The following is a 23,978-nucleotide window of genomic DNA, read 5'->3' on the forward strand; positions in this document are numbered from 1 at the left end:
TTAAGTGTTGAATATTAATCATTGCCATATCTAATCACATAAAAACGTCATAAAACTACAGGATTTATCACTATTGCACAACATTTTATTTAACTCCCTGAAACACAAATAGAGCCTTAGGAGCAGCCACGACTTCACCATTTAAATTTATATAGTATGCTGTTTGATCAAAACCAATATTATCTTTAACACTACGCGAAGTATCAGGGAGTATTGCTTTGTACTGACCATGCATTCCACGAGAGCTTGCCTCAAGCTGGCATTTGTCATTAGCACCTTCAACGCCACCTAAATTACCATTAAAGCTCTGCATAGTTATGAATATCAGGCGTGTTTTTGCTTTAGTAATAGTAGTAGGAAGCTCAGCGCTGTCTTCACTCATATTATGCGCAGATACTTTAATCTTGGCATAAAGGGGATCATTAGCATCATAATCAGTGTTAACAATAATTTGACATGATTGATCTGCTGTTAAGGTTTCTTGACAAGCTTGACTATCAATGTGCAGCACATCAGCTTGATCACTGTTAAAGGATAAGTTATTAAGATCACCTTTGCCGATGTTTTTAATCACAATTGTTGCTTTATTGTCGATGTTATTTAACTGAAGCTTGGTTAATGCTGTGCCATCGATTGTTTGAAACTGTGCTTGTCCTTTCTCTCTTTCAATGACTGAAAATACGGCACTATGATTGTTATCAAGATTGGTGTAAATAGTTCCATCTTGAGCCTTAGCATATAGAGTAAATTCATAGGTGCCTGCCTGTGTATCTGGGTTAATGGTCATTATCGGCATCTCACAGCTTTGCTGAGGTGCTAATCCCGTTTCGCTTAAGCTAAGACAATTGGTTGAATTAGATAAAGAGTGATCAATATTCTTGTCACCAACTCGCTGCACTTGATACGCACCTTGTGTTGATGCTGTCGCTGGATACCAGTTGAAATTACCATTGTTGGTGATATGTGTTGAGACTTCAATGCTTTGGTCTGTTATCTCAAAAGGATTGTTATCATTGATTGCAGATAATGTAATGCTGGTATTGACAACGCTTACTGGAATATTCATTGTCTCAGTTATGCTATGATCGTGTGTATATTCAATGATTAATTCACCTTGACCTTTTGCCGATGCTTGTGCATTAAGCATAATCATGGCATCAGATAATGGGGCAATGTCTTTGATATTTGCCGTAAGGTTAACGTCTGAAATATCGCCTGTGATGTCTATGTGATTGATTTTAATTGGGTTGTTAGAGGTATTCTTTAGCGTGACTGTATTACTATTTGCTTGTGTGAAATGGATATTAGATTGATCACTAACAAGTACACGCTTATCATAGGCTAATGCAATATTCGTTTTAGCAATATTGCTGGCATCAATGTTAAGAAGATGACCCTTGTTAATATTATCTATAAGTTGTGCTTGATGAGTTTCATCTTCAAGGGCAGTTTTTAATTTAACTGGGTCAAGTTGCAAAGTGATAATGCCAGTTTCATCAGGCAAAATATTTTTCTCATCATCGACGATTTGATGATGTGCATTTAGTTGCTTTTTTGTCGCCTCATCTAACAGATCGATAAACCATTTGCTATCATCATCTTCAGCAATATTTAATACCACGCGATTTATTGCTTTATCTGAAATATTTTTAAAAACGACATCAATTTGACCGTTACTATGAATGGTAATCGGTGTAACACTTGCTTTAGCTAATGATTGTGCTGTTGCGATATCTTCTTGTTTAATAAAATTGCCTTGGTAATGCAGCACTTTGTTTTCAATATTTTCCACTTCGATAATTAAGTTAAGTTCTTGATCAAGAAGTGTTTGCGAGCCGGTGTAGATGGTTTCAATATTAAGCACACAGCTGTCATTAGCAGTTAATGTTGTTTGTGTGACTGAACCATCATCATTGGTGATAAGACAGCTTTTTTCTGATTTATCAGCCACATATTTCAATGTAAGACCATCAATTTGTGGGTCAATATGTGCGCCTATTACTTTAACATTGTCCTGTTGTGGATCATTTAAACCAGTCATCAGGTTATAAGTGGTTTCGGTGCTTAGACGTTGCTTGTTGATACCAACCCCTTGGGCTTTAATGCTTGAGGCAGGCGCTAATAAAGTTTCATTGTTAAGTTTAGTGCTGCCAATGATTAAATATGGTAAACCCCCAGCTATGCTGGGGTGACTCTCAAAGGTTTGACCGTTGAGGCGGTCGTAATATCCTTTTGTTTGGATCAACAGACAAAAGGAAAAAGAACCAATCAGAGACTACAAAAGTTTGTCGCATACGAAATGGGATTGCAAGTACCATGTTGTATTTATTCCGAAGCGACGCAAGAAGGTTATTTATGGGTCATTAAGAAAATATTTGGGCAAACTACTGCATGAGTTAGCTCAAATGAAAGGTGTTGAAATAGTTGAGGGTCATTTGATGCGTGATCATGTGCATATGTGTTTAAGTATTCCGCCAAAATATTCAGTCTCTAATGTTGTGGGTTTTATGAAGGGGAAAAGTGCCATTCAAATAGCAAGACAGTATATGGGCAAAAAGAGGAATTTCACGGGTGAGAATTTTTGGGCACGAGGCTATTTTGTATCAACAGTTGGTTTGGATGAGGAAGTTGTAAAGCAGTACATCCGAAATCAAGAAAAAGAGGATGAACACTATGAGCAACTGACACTTGGTCTATAGCGCTTTGAGCGCTTCATCTTTATCAGCCCCTTAGAGGGGCTAACAAAAATAAGCCCCCGGCTCTGCCGGTGGTAATTTAACTGTGATAGTACATTAAGATCCACAAGCTCACTTGTATCTGCTTCAGGATCATTAATATCGACAACCTTGATATTGAGTGTTTCTGTATCTGTACTTGAGTCACCCCATTGAATGATCAAGTTGTTAAGCAGGCTTTTATTGGCTAAATCAACCCCTGAGATATCAAGCTTGGCAACACAAGGCGAGCTAATCATATTACCAATTTGGCAACTGTTTTCAACACTGGTATCTAATGTGTATGGCATGTCAAAGGGTAGTTTAAAGCCGTAGAGCACTTTGGCTTCAACAGGCGAAAGTACTACATAAATTGAGGCATCTTTACCTGAAACAAAAGCATTTGGTGTATGTGTTGCATCAACAAAAATCCCGTTATCGCTGTAGTTTGGTAAAGTGATTTCGGTATTTGTGTTGCTGTTATTAATAACTAACTTAAACGGTTGGACAACTTGGGAGATGGCAATTTCTGGATTAACTACTAGCGAGCAGCTTGCTTTAGGTGCAACAACATTACCACTTAAGCATGATGAGCTTTCTAAAATGCTGATCTGGTTAGTGATGTCTTTGCCTGTTGCATCGTAAATTTTATAATCACTAGCAAGCATTGAGGGCTTAAAATTAACATCTCCAGTATTGATAAATTTAATTAATGATGAAGAATGGCTCGTTAAAATGCGCTTACAAACGACGCATAAGCTATATGCTAGTGAACAGTATCTTAAAACACATCCAGCGATTAATGATTTACAAGACTTAAAAAAACATATTTGTATTTATAATAACTTATTACCGACGAAATCATGGTTGCTACAAGATGAGCAAAATAAGCCAAATGAACACGCCGTTACATTTGAGCAAAGCATAGGTTGTGATGCGGTTATTATGCAGTATAAGTTAACAAAAATAGGCTATGGAGTGAGCTTGATTCCAGAGTCGGTTGTAAAATCAGATCATCAAACACTGGTGAATATATTACCTAACTTATCGAGTAAACCATTTACAACATATCTGCTTGTGAATAGTGAATCCTATAAAAATCCGATCATTAAAAAAGTTATTACGGCAATGATTGATACTTTAAATAATCTAGAATATTGGGGGTGATTAGGGTGCTAAATGACAGAAGTCAGTAACCCACCATATCTATTGTGATGAGACCTTAAGAAGGTCGTCGCATATTTTTAAATTGAATGTCCAATTGTGGAAAAGGAATATCGATATTATGGACTTTAAAGGCTGCAAAGATCTCGTGTCGGAGACTATCTTCTGCTTTGCTTTGCTCAAGCTTATTAACAAATGCCTTAAGGACAAAAATAAGTGCTGAGTCGCCAAAGTCATTAAATTTCACCGATGGCTTAGGATCATCAAAGACATACTGATTATTCTCAGCGACTTGTAATAGGATATTTCTCACCTCTTCAGGATTACTGTTATAGCCAACGCCAATACTAATGCTAGCGCGGCTTAAAGGATTAATGGTTTCATTGCTTAATTTATCATTGATCAAAAGGCTATTCGGGATGACTAGGGTGTTTTTATCAAAGGTTTCGATAATGGTTGTGCGAATATTGATGTGTTTAACAAATCCTAGATCATTACCGCAATGCACCATATCGCCAACCTTAATAGGGCGCTCAATCAGCAGAATAAACCCTGAGAAAAAGTTTTTGATGACATCTTGTAGTGCAAAACCAATACCAATCGATAAGCCACTGATGATAAAAGTTAATGCATGTGTGCTAACACCCATGGCGTAAATAAGAATAACAATCGCAAAAATAAAGACCAGATAGTTAAGACATTTATCAAGCGCATATTTTGTGCCAGCTTCTATGGTTAAATAATGAATAATCAGGCGTTGAATCATCCATTTAATAATCAATAAAGCCACGTAGCAAATCAGAAAAATAGCCAATGCGTTGAAAATATGTATAACAGAAAAAATCTGATTGTCACTGATAGGAAAAGGTGTCGTAAAAAGATAAACCATCATCGCATTTAACTCATTCGCTTCAACACCCCATAATAGGGTAATAAGAAGTAGCGCAGACATATAGCTAATAATAATGCCAATGAGCTTTAACCAGTGATAGACAACAATCGCATGGGCTTTGGTATGCTTTTTATGTGGGGTAATACGCTGAAGTTTAAATGCACTTAATGGTGTTAATAAAAAAGCAATCAAACGTGTTATTTGACTGGCAATATAAATTACCCATAAGCTTTGCAATAACTTATAAAAACCAATCGATGCTAGATTGCCAAAACCGATGAGTACCATCACAACATATAAGCTATAGAGTATGAGCAGAAAATGTAAGACAAGTAAGCCATAGCGACTTGAATGAAAGTGGTGCGTTTTGGTGTAACTCAAATATAGCTTTATGAGTAATATGAGTTGAACAATACCTAAGATAAGCATGCAAAAAACGCGAGCGTAAGCATAGTCAATGAGAAAGGGCTCAATATTAAAGCCAAAAGCAATCGGATTTATGTGCTCTATAAAAATAATCATTGAGCTCACTAAGGCTAAGGGGCGAACATATCGATGGCTAGATTTATTTTGAGATGCATTAAGATGTAGTAAGTTTCTGATGGTGGTGCTAAATAATACATAAAAAATCAAGCTCAGCACCAAGGCGTTAACAGTAATATTAATAATATTAAGCGGATCTTGATCAATGAAAATAACGCAGTAGATGAGATACAACAAACATGCTGGAAAAATACTACGCGTAAATAAGTAGCTTATTTCATTGAAATAGGTAGAAAACACGCGTAAATAAATATAACGATAAACATAATGGCGCAGATAAAAGTAAAGCTTAGCTTGTAGTCGATTACGATAAGTCATATTCGCCACTAGTAACAGCAGCAATAACGCACCTAAGATCAGCTGCCCCTTGGTGGGGAAAACCAGATGATGTTTCTTGAAATTAGTGTCATTAAAATAAGTGTTAAACTCTTTAAATGACGTTACAAATGAATGTGGTGAGATCATAAATGGCGTTGGTCTCAGCTCCTTAATATCATCGAGTAAGCGCTCATGATCGGAAAGTTTAAGCAATAGATGATTTGTTGCTTTAATGATTTCTTGTGCTTGTTGTTGTGCCTCTTTAAGCTTATTAATACCGCCATGCACACGTTTAAATAGTGCGATACCATGACTCAAATCACGAATAGATCCTGGTTGACTGGTTTCTTCAAAATGAGTCAGTTCATGACTTAATTTATGTCTTTCATTAATCAGTTCAGTTTGATATTGATAGAATTTCTGGCGCACGAAATCTAATTGTTTGGCAAAAAAGGCATATTGTTTTTGGCTAATATCAGGCTCATATATCCTAAGCTTAATATCGTGTAACAGTGTTTGTGTCATGTGTAAATCAGTATTAAAAGCAGTTAATAAGGCATCATAATGCGCTGCCATCATCGTTGGTTGATTGTTATCTTCAAGTTGTTGCGCAAATGCTACATGTGAGAAAAAAATAAGTAGAAATGCAGCAGTAAGTCCACGACAAAACATACGCCAGAGGCGAAAGCATAGAACGTGAGCTAATTGCATGATCAAAGAGCGATTATTTAAATTCTTTCTTAATTTTGGCGCCATCAGCATTTACCTTAGGTGCTTCTTTTCTTGTGCCGGTTTCCTTATTGGTTGAGAATTTCAATGGACATCCAGGAAGCTGATATTTCCCCGCTTTGACAATCATATCACGTTCTTTAACAACCTTAAGACTAAGGGCTTGATTGACATTATTAATGGGGCCCGCGGGAACGCCGGCTTTCACAAACTTGTCATACCAGTTAGCAACAGTATCGTTACCAAGCGACTTTTCAAAGGCAGCTTTGATAAGATCGTTATGTGCTAAGCGATCTTTATTGCTCTGGCATTTAGGATCATTTTTAAGTTGATCAAGCCCCATAACGTCACAAGCAGAAGCAAAAAGCTTATCAGTTGCCGCACAAATAACAATATCATCATCCTTACATTTAAAGGTGCTAAAGGGTGAGATGTTGGGGTGTTTGTTACCAATTCGGCTGGGGATTTTATGCAACATTTTATCAGAGACGACGTCACTTTCTAAAAATGACAACATTGCATCAAACATAGCGATATCGATTTGGCAACCTTTGCCTGTTTTCTCACGCTGATAAAGCGCTGTGGCAATTGCCGAGAAGCAATACACACCAGCAAGCATATCAGAAACTGAAGGACCTGCTTTAATTGGCGGACCATCGGGCTCACCGGTGACACTCATAAAGCCACTCATTGCTTGAATTAGCTCATCATAGGCAGGCAGCTGTGACATAGAGCCAGATTGTCCAAAGCCTGAGATAGAGGCGAAAATTACCCGAGGATTAAGTTTACAAAGAGAATCATAATCAAGACCAAGCTTAGCCATGGTGCCAGGGCGAAAATTCTCAACCACAACATCGGCCTGTTTGATAATGTTTTTAACAAGTGCTAAATCGTTGGGGTCTTTAAGATTAACGCCAATACTTTCTTTGCCACGATTAACCGTTTCAAAATACATTGAAATGCCATCAATAAAGGGACCAAATTGGCGTGAATCTTCACCGACTTCTGGTCGTTCAAGTTTGATTACCCGAGCTCCTAGATCACATAATAGCATGGTACAAAATGGTCCTGATAACACATGGGTAAAATCAGCGATTAATAATCCGTCAAATGGTTTCATCACAAACTCCTTGTTTCTTTGTTAGCTTTTGACAAGTTTGAGTATAGATAAAAAAAATTGCTTTGCTGATATTTTATATTTTAAATTTTAAATCATGCTAAGTGCTTTTAGATAGCGCTAGCGATCGTCTGCCCCATATTGATTTTGCCTGTGATGTTCGCTTGCCATGCGATTTTATTGCCAGGAAAAAGCGTGATAATCGTTGAGCCAAAATTAAATAAACCAATCTCATCACCTTTTTTAAAGTGTAAGTTTTGCTCAGAGTAATCAAAGTGTATCACTTTGCTGTAGTAATTAGGAGCAACTAACTTATGCCAAACGGTTTCAATCCCTGCAACAAGCATTGCACCGACAAAAATAACGGCAATCTCACCAATAGCAGTATCAAAGTAACAAATCAGGCGCTCATTCTTGGCGAAGAGTCCATCAATGTTTTCCGCGGTTAACTCATTGACTGAGAACAATTTGCCTGGAACATAGGTCATGCGTGTCAGTTTCCCATCGATGGGCATATGCACGCGATGATAATCTGAAGGGGATAAATAAATCACCGAAAAATCAGTATAGTTTTCTTTTGCCGTGTCAGCGGCAAGTGCTTTTAATGAGAAATACTTGCCTTTGGCTTGGATTAGTTTGCCTTCGGTGATTTTTCCCGCTTGCGTGATCTTGCCATCAGCTGGCGAGATAATGCTGTTATCGCTTGGATCAATCGGGCGCGCTTCAGGTTTTAATTTGCGGGTGAAAAACTCATTAAAGCTAGTATATTCTGTCGGATCGTCTATTAATGTATCAGTTAATGTGATATTAAAACGTTTCATCGCAAGGTGAATTAATCTATTTTTAACGGTCGGGTTTTCACAATTAGCAAGCTTTCCAGCAAGGCGTGATAAACAGGCTTGTGGTAATATTTTTTGAAGCTTTAGAAATAAGGTATCTTTAAACATGAAGTATTAAGCGATATATTTTTGGCTGGCATTGTAAATTATTTTACATCTGCCAGCCACTGATTTATTGTAAGCAGGTTTTTTTAAGGTAAATGGGCTTTTTTTAAGGGTGAGTTTATGAATATTAGTATTTTTGATTTGTTTTCTATTGGCGTTGGGCCATCATCATCACACACGGTGGGTCCAATGCGTGCAGCCTTTCGGTTTTTACAAAAACATCAAGCTGCATTACAAGAGACTAAGCGTTTTACGATTGAACTTTTTGGTTCATTAGCACTCACAGGAAAAGGGCATAAAACAGATTATGCCTGTATTTTGGGATCGGCAGGCTTTGAGCCGCATAGTATTGATATTAATGCGGCTGCACTTTGTTATGATCAGATGCTTAAAAGCAAAAAGATGAAATTATTGGGATCTTATGAGATTGATTTCGATTATACGACTGATTTGATATTTCATTATAATGAAGCGCTGCCAGAGCATGCTAATGGTATGTTGTTTACACTATGGAATGCGCAAGGTGAAAAGCTTGACACATTGAAGTATTTCTCAGTTGGTGGCGGCTTTATCTTAGATGAGCATGAAATGCATCGGCATAATGATCCAGCTCCTGTTGATGCGCATGCCGTACCTTATCCATTTGCAACGGCTAAAGAGCTATTGGATCTGTGTGAAAAACATCAGATGAGTATTGCCGATTTAATGATGGCAAATGAATGTGCGCTACGTGATAAACGTGAAGTTGAGGAAGGGGTGTTAGCAATCTGGCAGGTGATGGATCAATCCATTGAAAAAGGTTTACAAACAGATGGTGAGTTACCCGGCGGGCTTAAGGTTAAGCGGCGCGCGTATAAACTTAAAAAACGTTTAGAGGAATCGCGTTTAGATATTAAAGACCTTAATTGGCTTAATGTTTTTGCCATTGCGGTTAATGAAGAGAATGCTGCCGGTGGCAAGGTGGTCACAGCGCCTACGAATGGTGCGGCAGGCGTGATTCCTGCAGTGTTAAAACATCATGTGTTAAGTCATCCCTTTACCAGTAAAAAAGAGATTATCGATTATTTATTAACAACGGCTGCGATTGGTATTTTATTTAAAAAAGGGGCGTCTATTTCCGCGGCTGAAGTAGGTTGCCAAGGTGAGGTTGGTGTCGCCTGTTCAATGGCAGCAGCGGGGCTTTGCGCGATTCTAGGTGGCAGTGTTGAGCAAGTCGAAAATGCCGCTGAGATGGGCATGGAGCATAATTTGGGTTTGACTTGTGATCCGATTGGTGGCTTGGTGCAAATTCCGTGTATTGAGAGAAATGCCATGGGTGCGGTGCAAGCAGTCAATGGTGCCAAGCTTTCACTGCTAGGTGATGGTGAGCATCATGTAAGCTTAGATCAAGTAATTCAAACAATGAAAGAAACAGGTAAAGACATGTCTACCAAATACAAAGAAACATCTCTTGGTGGCTTGGCAGTCAACCTGCCAGCGTGTTAAGCCTATGTCATTAAGTTATCAACATATATATCATGCAGGCAATTTTGCGGATATTCATAAGCATTTATGGCTCATCGCGGTTATTGAGCATTTAGGCAATAAAGAGAAGCCATTTTTTTGGTTGGATACGCATGCCGGACGTGGGGTTTATGATCTGTATAGTCCTGAGGCGCAAAAGACCAAAGAAGGGCTAAATGGCATTGGCAAGGTGCTCAAGCTTTTTGAGAAAAGTGACAACCCTTTATTGGCAAAATATAAAAGACTCATTGACGAATTGAACTCTGATAAAACAACATTGCAGTTTTACCCAGGATCAGCTTATTTAGCTGCAAGCTTGCTGCGTGAGCAAGATAGAATGACAGCACTTGAGCTGCACCCGCAAGAGATTGAGCATCTTAAACTGGCAACGCATGACTTTGGGCAGATCAGCGTAAAATATGGTGATATGTCAAAGCTAATATCAGGCTTTTTGCCACCCAAAGAGCGTCGAGGTGGTGTCTTGATTGATCCAAGCTTTGAGATTAAAAGTGAGTATGAAAGTCAAGCAAGACTACTCATGCAATCCGTCAAAAAATGGTCAACAGGTACTTTTATGCTCTGGTATCCTTTGTTGCCACAAAGACGTCATGAACGTCTAAAAGAGATTTTGCGTGACGCACAACTTATGATGACGGTTGATGAGTGGGTGTTTGAAAACCCAAATAAAGCCATTGGTATGTATGGCTCAGGCATGATTATCGTGAATCCACCTTATACTGCAGCTGAAAAGGTAAAACGAGCACTATCCATTCTCGAGAAAGGTATCAATAAAGGGTGAAATGGTGAAAATACCATAAAAAATGAATTAACGCCTTAAAATCACTGGTGCCCACGTCAAAAGTACGTTAAAATGCGCCCGTTTTTGTGTTTAGCACAAATTCTAGAGCAACAATAACTAAAATAGAAAATTTGGAGAAGACTAATGGTCGTAATTCGTATGGCTAGAGGCGGCGCTAAGAAGCGTCCTTTTTATAGAATCGTGGTGACAGACAGCCGTAAAGCGCGTGATGGTCGTCCTATCGAGCGTGTTGGTTTCTTTAACCCATTGGCAAAAGAACATGAAGAAAAAGTACGTGTTGATCTTGAGCGTGTAGACTACTGGTTAGGTACAGGTGCTAAGATGTCTGATCGTGTAACTTCTATCGTTAAAGAAGCGCGTAAAGCAACAGTACAAGCTTAAGTAAAAAAAACACAAAGCACGCTAAGTGCTTATGTTAAGTTTTAAGAAACGCCAATCACGCTCGTATCGTTGATTGGCGTTTTTGTTTTATGTATTTTATTTGTTTTAAAACTGATTGCGTAATAAAGGTTGTTAACATGTCACAACAAGATAATGTACAAAATGATGAGATGATTGTCATTGCCAAGGTGGGTGCAACATATCGCTTAAAAGGCGAATTAAAACTCTATGTCTTAAGTGATTCAATTGAAACGGCATTGTCTTATGGTCAGTGGTATATCAAAAAAGCAAGTGATCGCACGTGGTCCGTGTTAACAGGTGAATCGGTCAGTCGCGTTGGTGATAAGCTTGTGATTCAATTTGCTGATGCCGATGTCAAAGAGATTGCAGCGAAATATACCAATGCCTTACTGGCTGTGCCAAGATCAGTGCTAAAAGAGACAGCAGAAGATGAATACTATTGGGTAGACTTAATCGGTATGCAGGTTGTCAACAAAGAAGGGCAATCATTTGGCAAGGTTGATGATATTTTAGATACAGGTGCCAATGAGGTGCTTTGTTGTAAACATAAAGATCAATCGTATTTAATCCCTTTTGTGAATGACTATGTGATTGAGGTCAACAAAGATGAGAAGCTAATAACCGTTGATTGGCAGTACGACTATTAAGAGTAAGCATAATGATTAACTTTGCAGCGATTACAATATTTCCTGAAATATTTGATGTGATTACCCAATATGGCGTTTCAGCACGCGCATTTCAGCTTGAAAAAGCGGGGCTTATGACCATTAATCCACGTCAGTTTGCAACCAATCGCTATCAGACAATTGATGATCGCCCCTTTGGTGGTGGACCTGGCATGGTGATGATGTATGACCCACTGCAAAAAGCCATTACTGAAGCCAAAAAAAGATTGAACAAACCCGCTAAAGTTGTATACTTGTCGCCGCAAGGAAAACCCTTAACTCAAAACTTGGTTAAAGAGTTTGCTTGTGAAGATGCTTTAATCTTGCTTTGTGGTCGTTATGAAGGTATCGATGAGCGTTTGATTGAGCGTCATGTTGATGAAGAAGTTTCAATAGGTGATTATGTCTTAAGCGGTGGCGAGCTACCGGCGATGACATTGATTGACAGCATCGTGCGCTTACTGCCCGGGGTGTTAAATGATCAAGCGTCAGCTGTTGAGGATTCATTTTACGATGGTTTATTAGATTGTCCGCATTACACGCGACCTGCAACACATGTGGATGCAGGTGATGTACCTGCGGTGCTGTTATCTGGGGATCATCAAAAAATTCAGCAATGGCGACATCAACAAAAGTTAAAACGTACTTTTTTACGACGTAAAGAATTGATTGAGTGCCTATGTCTATCGAATGAAGATAAGCAATATCTTGAGCAATTAGCGCAAGATGAAAAACAATAAATGTGATAGAGAATGCACAATTAGGAGAAAAAAATGAAGAATAAATACTTAGAAATGGTTGAAAATTCACAACTACGTACTGACTTACCAACATTTCACCCTGGTGATTCAGTAACAGTTAACGTATGGGTAAAAGAAGGTGATAAAGCGCGTATTCAGGCGTTTAAAGGCTTCGTACTTGCGATCAAGAATCGTGGTATCAACTCAGCGTTTACTGTGCGTAAAATGTCATCTGGTGAAGGTGTTGAGCGTACGTTTCAAACACACAGCCCGATCATTGACAGCGTTGTTGTCGAAAGACGTGCTAAAGTTCGTCGCGCTAAACTTTACTACATGCGTGGCTTGACTGGTAAAGCAGCAAGAATCAAAGAAAAAGTATAATTTTAAGGTTGGCATCGCCAACCTTTTTTGTTCTTATGCTTTATGCAGTCAAATTTTGACATCATTAATCAATTTATCGATGATATCTGGCTAAGCGAGGGCTTAAGCCAAAATACTTTATCCTCTTATAAAACCGATTTAAACCATCTACTTAAGTTCTATCAAGAGCATGATGTAGTGAATCTAAAACTTTCAGCGTTACAAACCTTTTTAGCCAAGCGCTTAAATGAAGGTTATAGTGCCCGATCTAATGCGCGGATGATTTCAACCTTACATAAATTTTACGGTTGGTGTTACGCGCAGCAAAAGATTACAACAGATCCAACACAGAAGTTAATATTACCTAAATTACCCAAAAGTTTACCTAAAGATCTATCTGAAGAAGATGTTGAGAAGTTGTTGGATGCACCTGATTTAACGACAGATATTGGCATTCGCGATAAAGCATTATTAGAGCTTATTTATGCCACGGGATTGCGCGTGAGTGAATTGGTTAATTTAACCTTAGATGATGTCAATTTACGTCAAGGTGTCGTGCGCGTGATGGGTAAAGGCTCAAAGGAACGTTTAGTGCCAACCGGTGAATATGCTTTAGAGTATTTACATAAGTACATTGATGAAGTGCGTGATGGTTGGCTGCAGGGCTTAAAGCTTGATAAATTATTTGTATCACATCATCGAAAGGGTATTACGCGTCAGACTTTTTGGCACCGTATTAAGTTTTACGCGGATCTTGTCGGCATCAAAAAAGAAATTTCACCGCATACCTTGCGTCATGCGTTTGCGACACATCTATTAACCCACGGGGCTGATTTACGCTCAGTGCAAATGCTTTTAGGGCATAGCAGTGTATCGACAACAACGATTTATACGCATATCTCACAAGTGCGATCAATGAATTTATATAAAGAGCATCACCCGCGTGCCTGAGCATCATGATTTGATGCTTCAAGTAATTTACGCACTTTAACAATTTTAACCCAATAGATAATATAGATCACCATACAAGCGACAGATGCAAATGGCGATATGATGGGAATAAAGGTAACAATGGGTAATATCACCAAAGCTAACCCTAAGATAAATAAAGTGTCACCTCGCAGTTTAATGGTCATATCCTGATATTTTTTAAGTGCGTTGCCAACACCAAAGGGTAAAACGATCCACTGGAAAATATAACCGACGATTGGAATAAGGAAAAGCCAAGCAAACCATGGCTTGGTGACTTGTTTATCCTTATCGATGATTTTCAGCAGTTTATAAACGCTCCATGAAAAGGCAATCGAGAAAATATAGAAAACAACGATCATAATAAGTAGTGCAATGCCCATGCCTAAAATAGCATGAGGGTCACTTGATAAAGTGGTGGTTTGAGTTGTAATGCTAGTAATGCTTTCCTGACTCATCGTATGTTAGCTCCATGTGTTTTTAAATAGTTGTTGCATGGCAAGTATGGCAAATTCTTACTATTTTTCAAACTGCATCTAGCTTTAAAAGCCTAATATTTTCATCATGATCGATATGGATATAACTTCCTGTGTTAAACCAGTCACCTAAAACATAACGTGTATAGTTTTTTTCATGGTGGGTATTAAACAAATGGGTATGCCCATGAATTAATACTTTATTATCACCTAGATATCGTTTTATACCTTTTGGCGTGACATCGATTATTTTGTATTTTTCGTTTTTCTGTTTGCTTTTAGCGCGAATTTTTTGTGCGATGCGCTGGCGTGTTTTTGCTGATAAGGACAGATAAAGTTTTTTAACCACTGGAGTGCGGACAACATAGCGAAACATTTGATAGCTCTTATCATCAGTGCATAATAAGTCACCATGCATGAGCACAATATTTTTGTGTTTTAATTGCAAAAGATATGGATCGTTAATAAGAGTTACCTTTGCTTTTTGCGTAAAGCTTTTGCCAATTAAAAAATCACGATTGCCATGCATAAAATAAATAGTTAACCCTTTATCATGAGCATCATGAAGTGCTTTGATAATATCTTCTTGCATCGGGCTTGTTACATCATCGCCAACCCAGTAATCAAAAAAATCACCTAAGATAAAAAGGGCATTACCCATGTGGCTAATGTCATCTAAAAACGTCTTAAATAAATCAGTAGTTTGTGGGCGCGACTCATTTAAATGCAAGTCAGCAATAATGTAGTAATTCGTTATCATCATAAAGCGAAAGCTTAGTCATGGACAAATCATAAATGTTATTGAGTCGCTTAGTAAGTGCTTTTTTAAATTTGTGCCAGTTTTCTTAAGTTTGCGTTAAGATTTCCCTTTTAACTTTGTTGTGTTTTTAAGCATAACTGATCTTTTGATCAATAACTTTAATTAAATTAACTTAACATTTAAGGAGTCAGCATGAAAAAATTATTATTATCTTTGGGTCTAATTGCCGCTTCAAGTGCCGCTTTTGCCGCGACTTATCAGGTTTATAATGAGCCAACGACTAATGCTAAAGTGGTCTCTGAGCTAACTGATCAGAATCAAAATCAATATATTCAGTTCTATCAGCAGGGTAATTGGATCAAAGTTGCGGATACACAAACAGGACAAGTTGGCTGGGTAAATACGGCACAAGTTAAACAGGCGCAAATGCAAACACAATACCAACAAGCCGTGAATGCACTTAATATGCAACAAAAACAGTTAGAAGCTGAACGTCAGGCATTTGAGCAAAGATATCAAAGAGCTGCCCAGAATCTCCAACAGCAAATGCAGCAGTTGCAGCAACAAATGAGTCAAGCACAATCACAAAATGCACCAGCGCAAGCTGCAGCTCAGCCTGCGCCAAAAACGCTAGCAGCAAATGCAAGTCCAAATACTAATGCAAATCAGATGCAACGTTCATTTAATGCCGTAAGCATTCAAACCAATCAAGATGGCAAGACGGCGACAGTAACAAGAGAGTGGTTGGGCAAAGATGGCAAAGTGCAAAAAGAAGTCAAGCAAGTGCCGGTGAGCGAGTTACAAAAGATGTCTTTGAACTTTTAATTGATAACTAATAAAAATTACCCACCAACCGTATACAAGCTCATTTTCTCAAGAGAAGATGAACTTTCTTTTATGTTTTTTATGGCTAAGACTAAATGCTCACCCACAAGTGCTCACCGTGCCCTGAGCGTAAGTCGAAGGGTAGTTTGGGAAAATCATACTTCATAAAGGCTTCGACTTACGCTCAGCCAACGCTTACACAATCAAAGTGGGCAGGAATATGGTCATAACCTTTTTTATACATTCTTTATATTTAACTTACTTTCACAATACGTGAGCGCTGACTCATCATTACACTCACTAAAGCGCATACGGATAAAGTCGATAGAATAATGGCTAAAGGGAGCTGATTTTTTAACGGAATAAATGCTGCTAATGCTGTTAGTAATCCAGCCCCTAAGTTTTGCGCACCACCCAAAACAGCTCCAGCGGTTCCTGCAATACTTGGAAACTCTTCTAATGCTTTGGTGGTTGCTGTTGGGAAAATAATGCCACACCCTAAGAAATATAGGCAGCCTGGTAAGATAATGCTAAGACTGGTTACACCAAATACATAATAGGATAAACCAAGGGCAATACCGCTAATCAATAGAGTAAAACAACCAATGAGTAATAAGCGATCAAGGCTGTAGCGTCGCGCAAGACGTGCTGAGAGAAAGCTGCCAAACATATAGCAAGGCAAAGGAATAATAAAGAATAAGCTGGCAACTGCTGGCGAAAGTTGTAATACGGAGGTAAAAAGCGCGCCTGAGCTGACTTCAAATACCGCAACACCTCCATTGGCAACGATCAATAAAATCAGATTAATCATAAAGTTGCCATTGGATAGTACGGTTTTATACTTGGCTAAAAGGTTACCTTTAGTTGATTTTTGTGTATTGGTTTCAGGAAAGAAAAGCCACTGAATGACAAGAAGTAGAATGCCATAAATGGTTAGAAAAACAAAAATAGCACGCCAGCTATGAAGATCTGTAAAAAGACCTCCCAATAAAGGCGCAATTAAGGGTGCGAAGATAAGCGCAATTGCCATAATACTATTAGCGCTATGAAGCTTCATCCCAGAATATAGATCACGCATGACCGTTCGCGCCATGACACCAGCAACAGCAATACCACTGCCTTGTAAGAAGCTTGCAATCAAAAGGGTTATAAAGTGTGTTGCAAAAACAGCCAAAATAGATCCCAGTGTAAAAAAGACAATACCAATTAAAATCATTGGCTTGCGACCAAAGCGATCGGAGTAAGGACCATAGAAAAACTGCAGTAAACCATAAGGGAAAAGATAACAGGCAATTACAGCTTGCATACGCCCAACACTGACGGAGAACTCATGCGCCATTTGCGTTAATGCGGGCACATAAATGGTATTGGTCATTTGCCCTGCGGCAGTGAGCAAGATAATAAGCAATAAAATGCGATAAAAATGACGATCAAAACTAGCCATGTTTATACTTCAATAAATAGGGTCGGATAAACTTGCTGCCATCATAACGTAAACCGTAAAAAATAATAGTATCAGACACTTAAAAAATGTGGATTAGTGCTGTAAAAGGGGTAATGATGTGTATATACTGCGACGTTAAACTAAGCTGAAATATTTAAAAGATAGAAAAAACAGATGTTACTTACTTTAGATGTTGGCAATTCGCATATTCATGCGGGTGTTTTTGATCATGATGAGTTGATATTACAGTTTCGTTATACTACGGCATCAGCACATGGTAGTTCGGATCAAATAGGTATTTTTCTAAGACAAGCGTTGGGTGAGAATGCCCTTGATCCAAATAAAATAACAGGTGTTGCTATTGCCTCTGTGGTGCCAGCCATTAATTATTCACTGCGCTCAGCGATTTTAAAGTATTTTGATCTTGAACCATTTCTCTTACAACCGGGTGTGAAAACGGGCTTGAAAATGCAAGTAGCAACACCTAAAGAGGTTGGTGCCGATCGAATTGCTGGATGCATCGCTGCTGTTGAGCTTTTTGCCAACAAAGATATTTTGGTGATTGATTTAGGCACTGCCACGGTTTTTGATGTGGTGCGTAAAGATAAAATCTATTTAAGTGGCGCCATTTTGCCGGGTGTGCGTATTTCACTTGAAGCATTAAGTAGTAATGCTGCTCAGCTTTCGTCCGTCAGTATTGTTAAACCGATGATGGCAATAGGCAAAGATACTGATACTAATCTACAATCAGGCATTTATTATGGGCACTTAGGTGCTCTAAAAGAGCTCAAATCAGTGATGATTCAAGAATTAAAAACAGATCCAAGCAATGTCATTACTGTCGCTACTGGTGGATTTTCGCAATTATTTAATGTCCCTGGGTTATTTGATGCTATCGTGCCTGACTTAGTGCTACAAGGCATTAAAATGGCATTTGATAAAAATAAACAATGAAACAAATGAAATAAAAAACAAATAAAATAAAATAAATAAAATAAATGAAGTGAATGCAATGACAAAAAAACCAAATGCCGAGCAAGCTGAGGCAGCGATAAAAACTTTACTCGAATATATTGGTGAAGACCCTAATCGTGAAGGATTGCTTGAAACACCCAAGCGTGTCATTAAGTCATACGATGAGTTTTTTAAAGGCTATGCAGAAGATCCAGATGAGATATTATCAAAAACATTTGAAGATGTTGAGGGTTATGATGAGATTGTGCTTTTAAAGAATATGCGCTTAGAGTCCTATTGTGAGCATCACATGGTACCGATTATCGGTAAAGCGCACGTTGCTTATTTGCCTAATGGCAAAGTTGTTGGCATCAGTAAAATAGCGCGCGTGTTGGATGTTTTTGCCAAACGTTTACAAACGCAAGAGCGTTTAACAATGCAAATTGCTTTGGCAATTGAGAAAGCTTTAGCACCCAAAGGTGTTGCCGTGATTATTGATTCCATGCATCAATGTATGACAACGCGAGGAGTACATAAGTCTGAAACCTCAACAGTGACAAGTTGTATGCGCGGGATTTTCAGAAAAGATGAGAAAAGTCGTAGTGAATTAATGTCGTTGATTTCAGGCTTGTAAGAAAATCAAAAAAAAGCGCTGTGCCTACTTGGTCTAAACGGTATATTCTGTATAATATTTGTATCGTTAGTTGTGTTTTTAACAAAAATGAAGAAACTTTTTTTAGCTCTTTGCTTTTTAATGACAGGCTGTGCAAGCACACATGAAATCGTTGCAAACTCGATGCAAAAGACAGTGGCAGCACAGAGTAATGATATTCATTTTCGTGATGGCTTAGTGAAATTGCCTAAGGATGCTACCGCTTATATGGCATATCCTAATAATGGCTATGATGATTTACATAGTTATCCAGGAACTGCTAAGGACACATTATCAATTTTAAATAATGCATTAAAAGACCACTTTAAAACGCTGACGCTGGCATCACATTTCCAGTCGGCACAGTTTGAATATCTAGCGGCACGTGATAAAAAGTATGATTATTTTATTTTGCCGAGAATCAGTAAATGGACAGAGAGTTATACATTACTTACTGGGGTTGCCGATCAAGTTGAATTAAGCATTAAAATATATGATCTAAGAACGAACCAACTTATTGATGAAGTGCATATTAATAGCATAAGTTCAAAAATGCCAGGCTTTGAAAAAACACCGCTTGAGCTATTACATGAACCATTAAGTGCAATTGCCGAGAATTTATTTATGCAAGGAAAGCCAGCCAATGCCTAATAATCATCAAAAACTTGCGCGCGCTTATGCGATTTTGCCAATAGCATTTGCCGATAATAATAAACAGCCATTTTTTCAAGAATGTCCAGAGTCTATACTCATCTGTGGCGGTAAAGATGTGTTTGATCGAGATTATTATATGCAACATGAGGCATATCATGCATGGCTGAAAATGCAGCAAAGCGCTTTGCAAGATGGTGTGAATCTCATGATTATTTCAGCGTTTCGTAGCTACCTGTATCAAGCTAATATTATTCTAAATAAGTTAAATAAAGGTTTATTGCTGGAGGATATTTTAAAAGTATCAGCTTTGCCTGGATTTAGTGAGCATCACACAGGATGTGCCTTGGATTTTACCTCAGATGAGGAGAGTGAGGTGCTAACAGAAAGTTTTGAGCAAACCAAAGCCTTTAAATGGCTGACAAAGCATGCCAGAAAATTTCACTTCTCACTGAGTTACCCTCGAGATAATACCTATGGGTTTATTTATGAACCTTGGCATTGGTGTTATAAAACATCGTAAGTTGTGCTATGATTCACGATCTTAGTGAATACTGATTTTAAACTAAAAAACGATGTTAAAACATTATGCGTTGGTACTTGAATATGCAGGCACCAATTACTGTGGCTGGCAGCGCCAAAATCATAGTGATAGTGTACAAGAGCGCTTAGAAAAAGCACTATCCATTATTGCCAATGAACCGATTGAAGTAGTCTGCGCGGGCAGAACGGATACTGGTGTACATGCCACGGCACAAGTGGTAAATTTTTCAACGTTAGCAGTGAGGCAAGAAAAAGCATGGGTGTTGGGTGTTAATGCACATTTGCCTAATGATATTAGTGTCTCTGCTGCTTATGAGGTTGATGCGAACTTTAGTGCGCGCTTTAGTGCGTTATATCGACGCTATCAATATGTGATTTATCAGAATAAAACATCGAGTGCACTATGGCATGAGCGAGTAACTTGGATTAATCAGTCATTGGATATAAGCAAAATGAATGCTGCTTGCACCTATTTGCTCGGTGAGCAGGATTTCAGCTCTTTTCGTTCATCACAATGCCAATCAATAAGTGCTAAGCGCAATATTCAGCATGCGTATTTTATCGAGCATGGTCAGTTTATTATTTTTGATATTCAAGGAAATGCATTTTTGCATCATATGGTCAGAAATATTGTCGGATCAATGTTAGAGGTGGGTTCAGGCAAAAAGTCGCCCGATTGGATCAAAGCATTGATAGGTGCAAAAGATCGCACGCAAGCAGGTATCACGGCACCCCCTCAAGGTTTGTACTTAATTGAAGTGGGTTATCCACGAGAATTAGATATTATTGCCTGTCAAGAGGTGCCATTTAAGAATGACAATATGCTGTGATGAATAGCATTAATCTGGGGTGTAAGCTCAGAAATATCACCATCATTTTTAATGATAAAATCACTAAATGTGCGACGCTCATCATCACTAATTTGGCTTTGAATCATCAATAAAGCTTGTGACGTTGTTTGGTTGTCACGCGCTGTAATGCGATCAAGTTTGGTTTCCATAGATGCACATATCGAGATGATTTTCTTAAGATAAGGATAGTTAATAAGTGTTGCGGTTGTTAAAAGTGGAATATCTATGATCGTATAGATGGATTGGCTTTTTGATAAGTTTAATTCAATCTGCTGACGAATAATCGGATGCATGAGATTGTTTAACCAAGTGCGTGCTGATGTGTCTTGACTGATAATACTGCGTAAGACTTTTCTATCAATCATACCGTTAGTCATTACTGTATCGCCAAACTTATCAACAATGGCTTCAATGACTTTGGGTGATAGGATAACTTCTCTAGCGACTTGATCCGCACAGATAATATCAATGTTATGCAGTTCATGAAAAAGATGAGCAACTGTTGTTTTACCGCTACCAATACCACCAGTCAATGCAACGGGAAACATGTTTTAATATACCTTGTTATTTTTTCTTGATAGGATAGCGCTGTTTGCCTGATATGCATAGAGTAATTAAAGTAATTTAACACCTTAAGGGACATAATATGCTTGAGACGATATTATCTACAGCCAATAACACAACAAAGCACCTTGTCAGTATCAAAGATTTAAAACGGGATGATTTTGATCAACTGATGAAGCTTGCGCATGAAGCCGAGCACGGCAAACTTATAAATACTTTGAATGATAAGATTATTGCCAGCTGCTTTTTTGAAGCTTCAACGCGTACGCGCTTATCCTTTGAAGCAGCGATTCATCGCTTAGGCGCTAAGGTCATTGGTTTTGCTGATGCACATAATACTTCCTTTGGTAAGAAAGGCGAGAGCTTAAGCGATACCATCCAAATGCTTAATGGCTATGCTGATGCGATTGTGATGCGTCATTTTGAGGCAGGAAGTGCCGAAATTGCTGCAAATATTTCACGTATTCCTGTGGTGAATGCCGGAGACGGTTCAAATGAACATCCTTCACAAACCTTACTTGATCTTTTTACGATAGAGCAAAAATTTGAGCAGATTGATGGTATAAAAATCGCGATGATTGGTGATTTGCGTTATGGGCGTACTGTGCATTCATTAAGCTATGCATTATTAAACTATCGTGATATTACGATTTATTATGTGGCACCAAAGGCATTGCAAATTCCAGAAGAAATCTTAGCTCAACTTAAAAATAAAAACGTAGCCGTACACTGTGTTGAAAACTTAGCTGATGTCATTGGTGTGGTTGATGTATTATATATGACGCGCTTACAAAAAGAGCGTTTTTCCGAAGAAGATGGGGGGCATACAATGGATTATGTGCTTACGGCGGATATGTTAGTCAATAATGCACATGATGATTTGATTGTGATGCATCCACTGCCGCGCGTGCAAGAGATTTGCAACTCAGTTGATGCAACTGAATACGCGTGGTATTTTCAGCAGGCTAGAAATGGTGTATTTATGCGTCAAGCAATTCTTTATAGTTTGTTGAATATATGATTCTCAACCATGCAGCAAGTTGATAATAAAGCTTTCCTAGATCCTGACATCCAAAACTGGGATGAATTGGATTTACCTAAAAGCTGGGTTGATGAGTTGAATTTTAAATCACCAATAGCTTGGCTTACCTTAATAAAGGCAGTTTTTTATCCAAAAAATAGATCTGTGCGTTTAGATGAAAAACTATTGCAGGAAATGCCTGTTCCTAAGTATGTTTTACAGGAGTTTCATAATATTCCTTGTGGAAACTATTCAAAGCTATTAACGCGTGGTTATATCAAAGGCTTTGATGTTGCAATGCTTAATCAAGTTGATCCCATACGCAAAAAAATAGCACATTATCTAAAAGACTGTCACGCTGTGCTAGATATCGGTTGTGGCGGTGGTAAAACTTCCAACGCGATTTATCAACAAGGTGCCCACGATATTTGGGGGATTGATCCAAGTCCTTATTTATTAAAGCATGCGGCGTTAGACTACCCACACATAAAGTTTATTCAAGGTGTTGCCGAATCATTGCCATTTACTAATGAACGCTTTGATGGACTAAGTGCGTGCTATGTGTTACATGAAATCCCACCAAGATATATCACACAACTTATCGCAGAAGCTTCACGTGTACTTAAAAAGGGTGGGGTGTTTGTTATTGCTGAACCATCACCACTGCAATATCAAGATAAAACATGGCAATTATGTAAAGATCACGGGATCAAAGGTGTTTATTTCAAATTGTTAGCGCGCAAATTAAATGAACCTTTTGTTAAAGCATTTCATCAGCTGGATTTACATGAATTATTTATTGAAGCAGGATTTGACATATTAGAGGATAAAAAAGAGATGCCGCATCGGTTTATTTGTGTCAGAAAGCGGTAATGACTTACTGCTTGATGGCGTTACCTTTTAAAGCGACACCAGACATCCATAAGCCATTTTCACACACATAAGTATCTGTGCTTGATGTCGTGTTATTTTTCCAATTCGATTGAATATTAGCAACGCCATTGCCACCCATTTCTTTGGCTTGGCTTTCTAAGCTTAGAAGGGCTGAGTAGAATACCCAGTTACAAGAAGCAACAGGGTCTTTGGCAAAGGCGTTAGCTCGGCGGCTTGTTGTAATCTCACCTAAGTCTTTAGCGCCTGCGGGAGCTGAGTTTTTACCAAAATAAAATTTAAAATCAGTGGTTTGTGTTTTTACCTTTGTAGGCATTGAACTCATCGCTTGATTGATATTGTAATTACCCAATCCAGTATTTGATGAGCAAGCACTTATTGCTAAGGCTGTTGTTGCAACGAATATAGGTAAAGCTGTATTGATTAGTTTAGATCTTTTCATTTTTTGATAAATAAGTATGATATT

Annotated in this window: 27 protein-coding genes; 17 read left to right on the forward strand and 10 right to left on the reverse strand. The window is 38.3% G+C overall.

What is annotated here, in order from left to right; translation table 11 throughout:
* Window positions 1-85: 85 nt before the first annotated feature.
* The gene (locus F3D68_RS09035) at window positions 86-2,041 is read right to left on the reverse strand and encodes a hypothetical protein (protein ID WP_151194115.1); all 1,956 of its coding nucleotides are present in this window, start codon (window positions 2,039-2,041) and stop codon (window positions 86-88) included.
* 226 nt (window positions 2,042-2,267) lie between these two features.
* On the opposite strand from F3D68_RS09035, the gene tnpA reads away from it, so the two are divergent.
* Entirely contained in the window at window positions 2,268-2,699 is a 432-nt protein-coding gene (gene tnpA / locus F3D68_RS09040) for an IS200/IS605 family transposase (protein WP_117002809.1), read from the forward strand.
* On the opposite strand, the gene F3D68_RS09045 is transcribed toward tnpA, so the two are convergent.
* On the reverse strand, window positions 2,672-3,382 hold the full coding sequence (locus F3D68_RS09045) for a hypothetical protein (protein WP_151194116.1): 711 nt from the start codon (window positions 3,380-3,382) through the stop codon (window positions 2,672-2,674). The genes tnpA and F3D68_RS09045 overlap by 28 nt on opposite strands.
* A gap of 67 nt (window positions 3,383-3,449) precedes the next feature.
* On the opposite strand from F3D68_RS09045, the gene F3D68_RS09050 reads away from it, so the two are divergent.
* Entirely contained in the window at window positions 3,450-3,881 is a 432-nt protein-coding gene (locus tag F3D68_RS09050; protein WP_151194117.1) for a LysR substrate-binding domain-containing protein, read from the forward strand.
* A gap of 55 nt (window positions 3,882-3,936) precedes the next feature.
* On the opposite strand, the gene F3D68_RS09055 is transcribed toward F3D68_RS09050, so the two are convergent.
* The 3 genes from F3D68_RS09055 to asd form a co-directional block, all read right to left on the reverse strand.
* The gene (locus F3D68_RS09055) at window positions 3,937-6,387 is read right to left on the reverse strand and encodes a mechanosensitive ion channel family protein (protein ID WP_191092778.1); all 2,451 of its coding nucleotides are present in this window, start codon (window positions 6,385-6,387) and stop codon (window positions 3,937-3,939) included.
* A complete protein-coding gene (locus F3D68_RS09060; protein ID WP_151194119.1) occupies window positions 6,356-7,480 on the reverse strand; it encodes a CaiB/BaiF CoA transferase family protein in 1,125 nt (374 codons plus the stop codon). Before F3D68_RS09060 ends, F3D68_RS09055 begins: the two co-directional genes overlap by 32 nt.
* A 107-nt stretch (window positions 7,481-7,587) precedes the next feature.
* A complete protein-coding gene (gene asd / locus F3D68_RS09065; RefSeq protein ID WP_151194120.1) occupies window positions 7,588-8,424 on the reverse strand; it encodes an archaetidylserine decarboxylase in 837 nt (278 codons plus the stop codon).
* A 117-nt stretch (window positions 8,425-8,541) separates the two neighbouring features.
* Between asd and F3D68_RS09070 the strand changes: the two genes are divergently transcribed.
* The 7 genes from F3D68_RS09070 (at window position 8,542) to xerD (ending at window position 13,862) form a co-directional block, all read left to right on the forward strand.
* The gene (locus F3D68_RS09070; RefSeq protein ID WP_151194121.1) at window positions 8,542-9,906 is read left to right on the forward strand and encodes an L-serine ammonia-lyase; all 1,365 of its coding nucleotides are present in this window, start codon (window positions 8,542-8,544) and stop codon (window positions 9,904-9,906) included.
* A 4-nt stretch (window positions 9,907-9,910) separates the two neighbouring features.
* Window positions 9,911-10,723, forward strand: a complete 813-nt coding sequence (locus tag F3D68_RS09075) for a 23S rRNA (adenine(2030)-N(6))-methyltransferase RlmJ (protein ID WP_151194122.1) — start codon at window positions 9,911-9,913, stop codon at window positions 10,721-10,723.
* A 144-nt stretch (window positions 10,724-10,867) separates the two neighbouring features.
* On the forward strand, window positions 10,868-11,125 hold the full coding sequence (gene rpsP, locus F3D68_RS09080; protein ID WP_117001349.1) for a 30S ribosomal protein S16: 258 nt from the start codon (window positions 10,868-10,870) through the stop codon (window positions 11,123-11,125).
* A 137-nt stretch (window positions 11,126-11,262) separates the two neighbouring features.
* Window positions 11,263-11,793, forward strand: a complete 531-nt coding sequence (gene rimM / locus F3D68_RS09085; RefSeq protein WP_151194123.1) for a ribosome maturation factor RimM — start codon at window positions 11,263-11,265, stop codon at window positions 11,791-11,793.
* Between the two features lie 11 nt (window positions 11,794-11,804).
* Window positions 11,805-12,551, forward strand: a complete 747-nt coding sequence (trmD, locus tag F3D68_RS09090) for a tRNA (guanosine(37)-N1)-methyltransferase TrmD (protein ID WP_151194124.1) — start codon at window positions 11,805-11,807, stop codon at window positions 12,549-12,551.
* Between the two features lie 33 nt (window positions 12,552-12,584).
* Window positions 12,585-12,932: a 50S ribosomal protein L19 gene (rplS, locus tag F3D68_RS09095; RefSeq protein WP_117001346.1), complete on the forward strand. Its 348-nt coding sequence runs from the start codon at window positions 12,585-12,587 to the stop codon at window positions 12,930-12,932.
* Window positions 12,933-12,974: 42 nt separating this feature from the next.
* Window positions 12,975-13,862 (forward strand): site-specific tyrosine recombinase XerD, encoded by an 888-nt coding sequence (xerD, locus tag F3D68_RS09100; RefSeq protein ID WP_151194125.1) that lies wholly within the window; start codon window positions 12,975-12,977, stop codon window positions 13,860-13,862.
* Here the strand turns inward: xerD and F3D68_RS09105 are convergent.
* A complete protein-coding gene (locus tag F3D68_RS09105) occupies window positions 13,847-14,338 on the reverse strand; it encodes a hypothetical protein (RefSeq protein ID WP_151194126.1) in 492 nt (163 codons plus the stop codon). The genes xerD and F3D68_RS09105 overlap by 16 nt on opposite strands.
* Before the next feature lie 67 nt (window positions 14,339-14,405).
* Window positions 14,406-15,119 carry a UDP-2,3-diacylglucosamine diphosphatase gene (locus F3D68_RS09110; protein ID WP_151194127.1) on the reverse strand — a complete coding sequence of 238 codons (714 nt, stop codon included), beginning with the start codon at window positions 15,117-15,119 and terminating at the stop codon, window positions 14,406-14,408.
* A gap of 189 nt (window positions 15,120-15,308) precedes the next feature.
* On the opposite strand from F3D68_RS09110, the gene F3D68_RS09115 reads away from it, so the two are divergent.
* Complete coding sequence (locus F3D68_RS09115; RefSeq protein ID WP_151194128.1) at window positions 15,309-15,941, forward strand: hypothetical protein; 633 nt, start codon at window positions 15,309-15,311, stop codon at window positions 15,939-15,941.
* A 253-nt stretch (window positions 15,942-16,194) separates the two neighbouring features.
* On the opposite strand, the gene F3D68_RS09120 is transcribed toward F3D68_RS09115, so the two are convergent.
* Complete coding sequence (locus F3D68_RS09120; protein WP_151194129.1) at window positions 16,195-17,385, reverse strand: Bcr/CflA family efflux MFS transporter; 1,191 nt, start codon at window positions 17,383-17,385, stop codon at window positions 16,195-16,197.
* A 174-nt stretch (window positions 17,386-17,559) separates the two neighbouring features.
* On the opposite strand from F3D68_RS09120, the gene F3D68_RS09125 reads away from it, so the two are divergent.
* From F3D68_RS09125 to truA, 5 genes are all read left to right on the forward strand, one after another.
* Window positions 17,560-18,339, forward strand: coding sequence for a type III pantothenate kinase (locus tag F3D68_RS09125; RefSeq protein WP_151194130.1), 780 nt, complete (start codon window positions 17,560-17,562; stop codon window positions 18,337-18,339).
* A 58-nt stretch (window positions 18,340-18,397) separates the two neighbouring features.
* Window positions 18,398-18,973 (forward strand): GTP cyclohydrolase I FolE, encoded by a 576-nt coding sequence (gene folE, locus F3D68_RS09130; RefSeq protein ID WP_151194131.1) that lies wholly within the window; start codon window positions 18,398-18,400, stop codon window positions 18,971-18,973.
* Window positions 18,974-19,060: 87 nt separating this feature from the next.
* Window positions 19,061-19,642 carry a DUF4823 domain-containing protein gene (locus F3D68_RS09135; RefSeq protein ID WP_117001336.1) on the forward strand — a complete coding sequence of 194 codons (582 nt, stop codon included), beginning with the start codon at window positions 19,061-19,063 and terminating at the stop codon, window positions 19,640-19,642.
* A complete protein-coding gene (locus F3D68_RS09140; RefSeq protein ID WP_151194132.1) occupies window positions 19,635-20,165 on the forward strand; it encodes a D-alanyl-D-alanine carboxypeptidase family protein in 531 nt (176 codons plus the stop codon). The genes F3D68_RS09135 and F3D68_RS09140 overlap by 8 nt, the downstream gene beginning before the upstream one ends.
* Before the next feature lie 52 nt (window positions 20,166-20,217).
* Window positions 20,218-21,015 carry a tRNA pseudouridine(38-40) synthase TruA gene (gene truA / locus F3D68_RS09145; protein ID WP_151194133.1) on the forward strand — a complete coding sequence of 266 codons (798 nt, stop codon included), beginning with the start codon at window positions 20,218-20,220 and terminating at the stop codon, window positions 21,013-21,015.
* On the opposite strand, the gene coaE is transcribed toward truA, so the two are convergent.
* The gene (coaE, locus tag F3D68_RS09150; RefSeq protein WP_151194134.1) at window positions 20,979-21,584 is read right to left on the reverse strand and encodes a dephospho-CoA kinase; all 606 of its coding nucleotides are present in this window, start codon (window positions 21,582-21,584) and stop codon (window positions 20,979-20,981) included. The genes truA and coaE overlap by 37 nt on opposite strands.
* Window positions 21,585-21,682: 98 nt before the next feature.
* Between coaE and pyrB the strand changes: the two genes are divergently transcribed.
* Together pyrB and F3D68_RS09160 are read left to right on the forward strand one after the other, a co-directional pair.
* Window positions 21,683-22,621, forward strand: coding sequence for an aspartate carbamoyltransferase (pyrB, locus tag F3D68_RS09155; protein WP_151194135.1), 939 nt, complete (start codon window positions 21,683-21,685; stop codon window positions 22,619-22,621).
* A 9-nt stretch (window positions 22,622-22,630) separates the two neighbouring features.
* Complete coding sequence (locus tag F3D68_RS09160) at window positions 22,631-23,494, forward strand: class I SAM-dependent methyltransferase (protein WP_151194136.1); 864 nt, start codon at window positions 22,631-22,633, stop codon at window positions 23,492-23,494.
* 4 nt (window positions 23,495-23,498) lie between these two features.
* Here the strand turns inward: F3D68_RS09160 and F3D68_RS09165 are convergent, their stop codons facing one another.
* A complete protein-coding gene (locus tag F3D68_RS09165; protein WP_151194137.1) occupies window positions 23,499-23,954 on the reverse strand; it encodes an excinuclease in 456 nt (151 codons plus the stop codon).
* Window positions 23,955-23,978 lie beyond the last annotated feature (24 nt).

The organism is Cysteiniphilum sp. JM-1 (genome assembly GCF_008711525.1).
Taxonomy (GTDB): Bacteria; Pseudomonadota; Gammaproteobacteria; order Francisellales; family Francisellaceae; genus Caedibacter.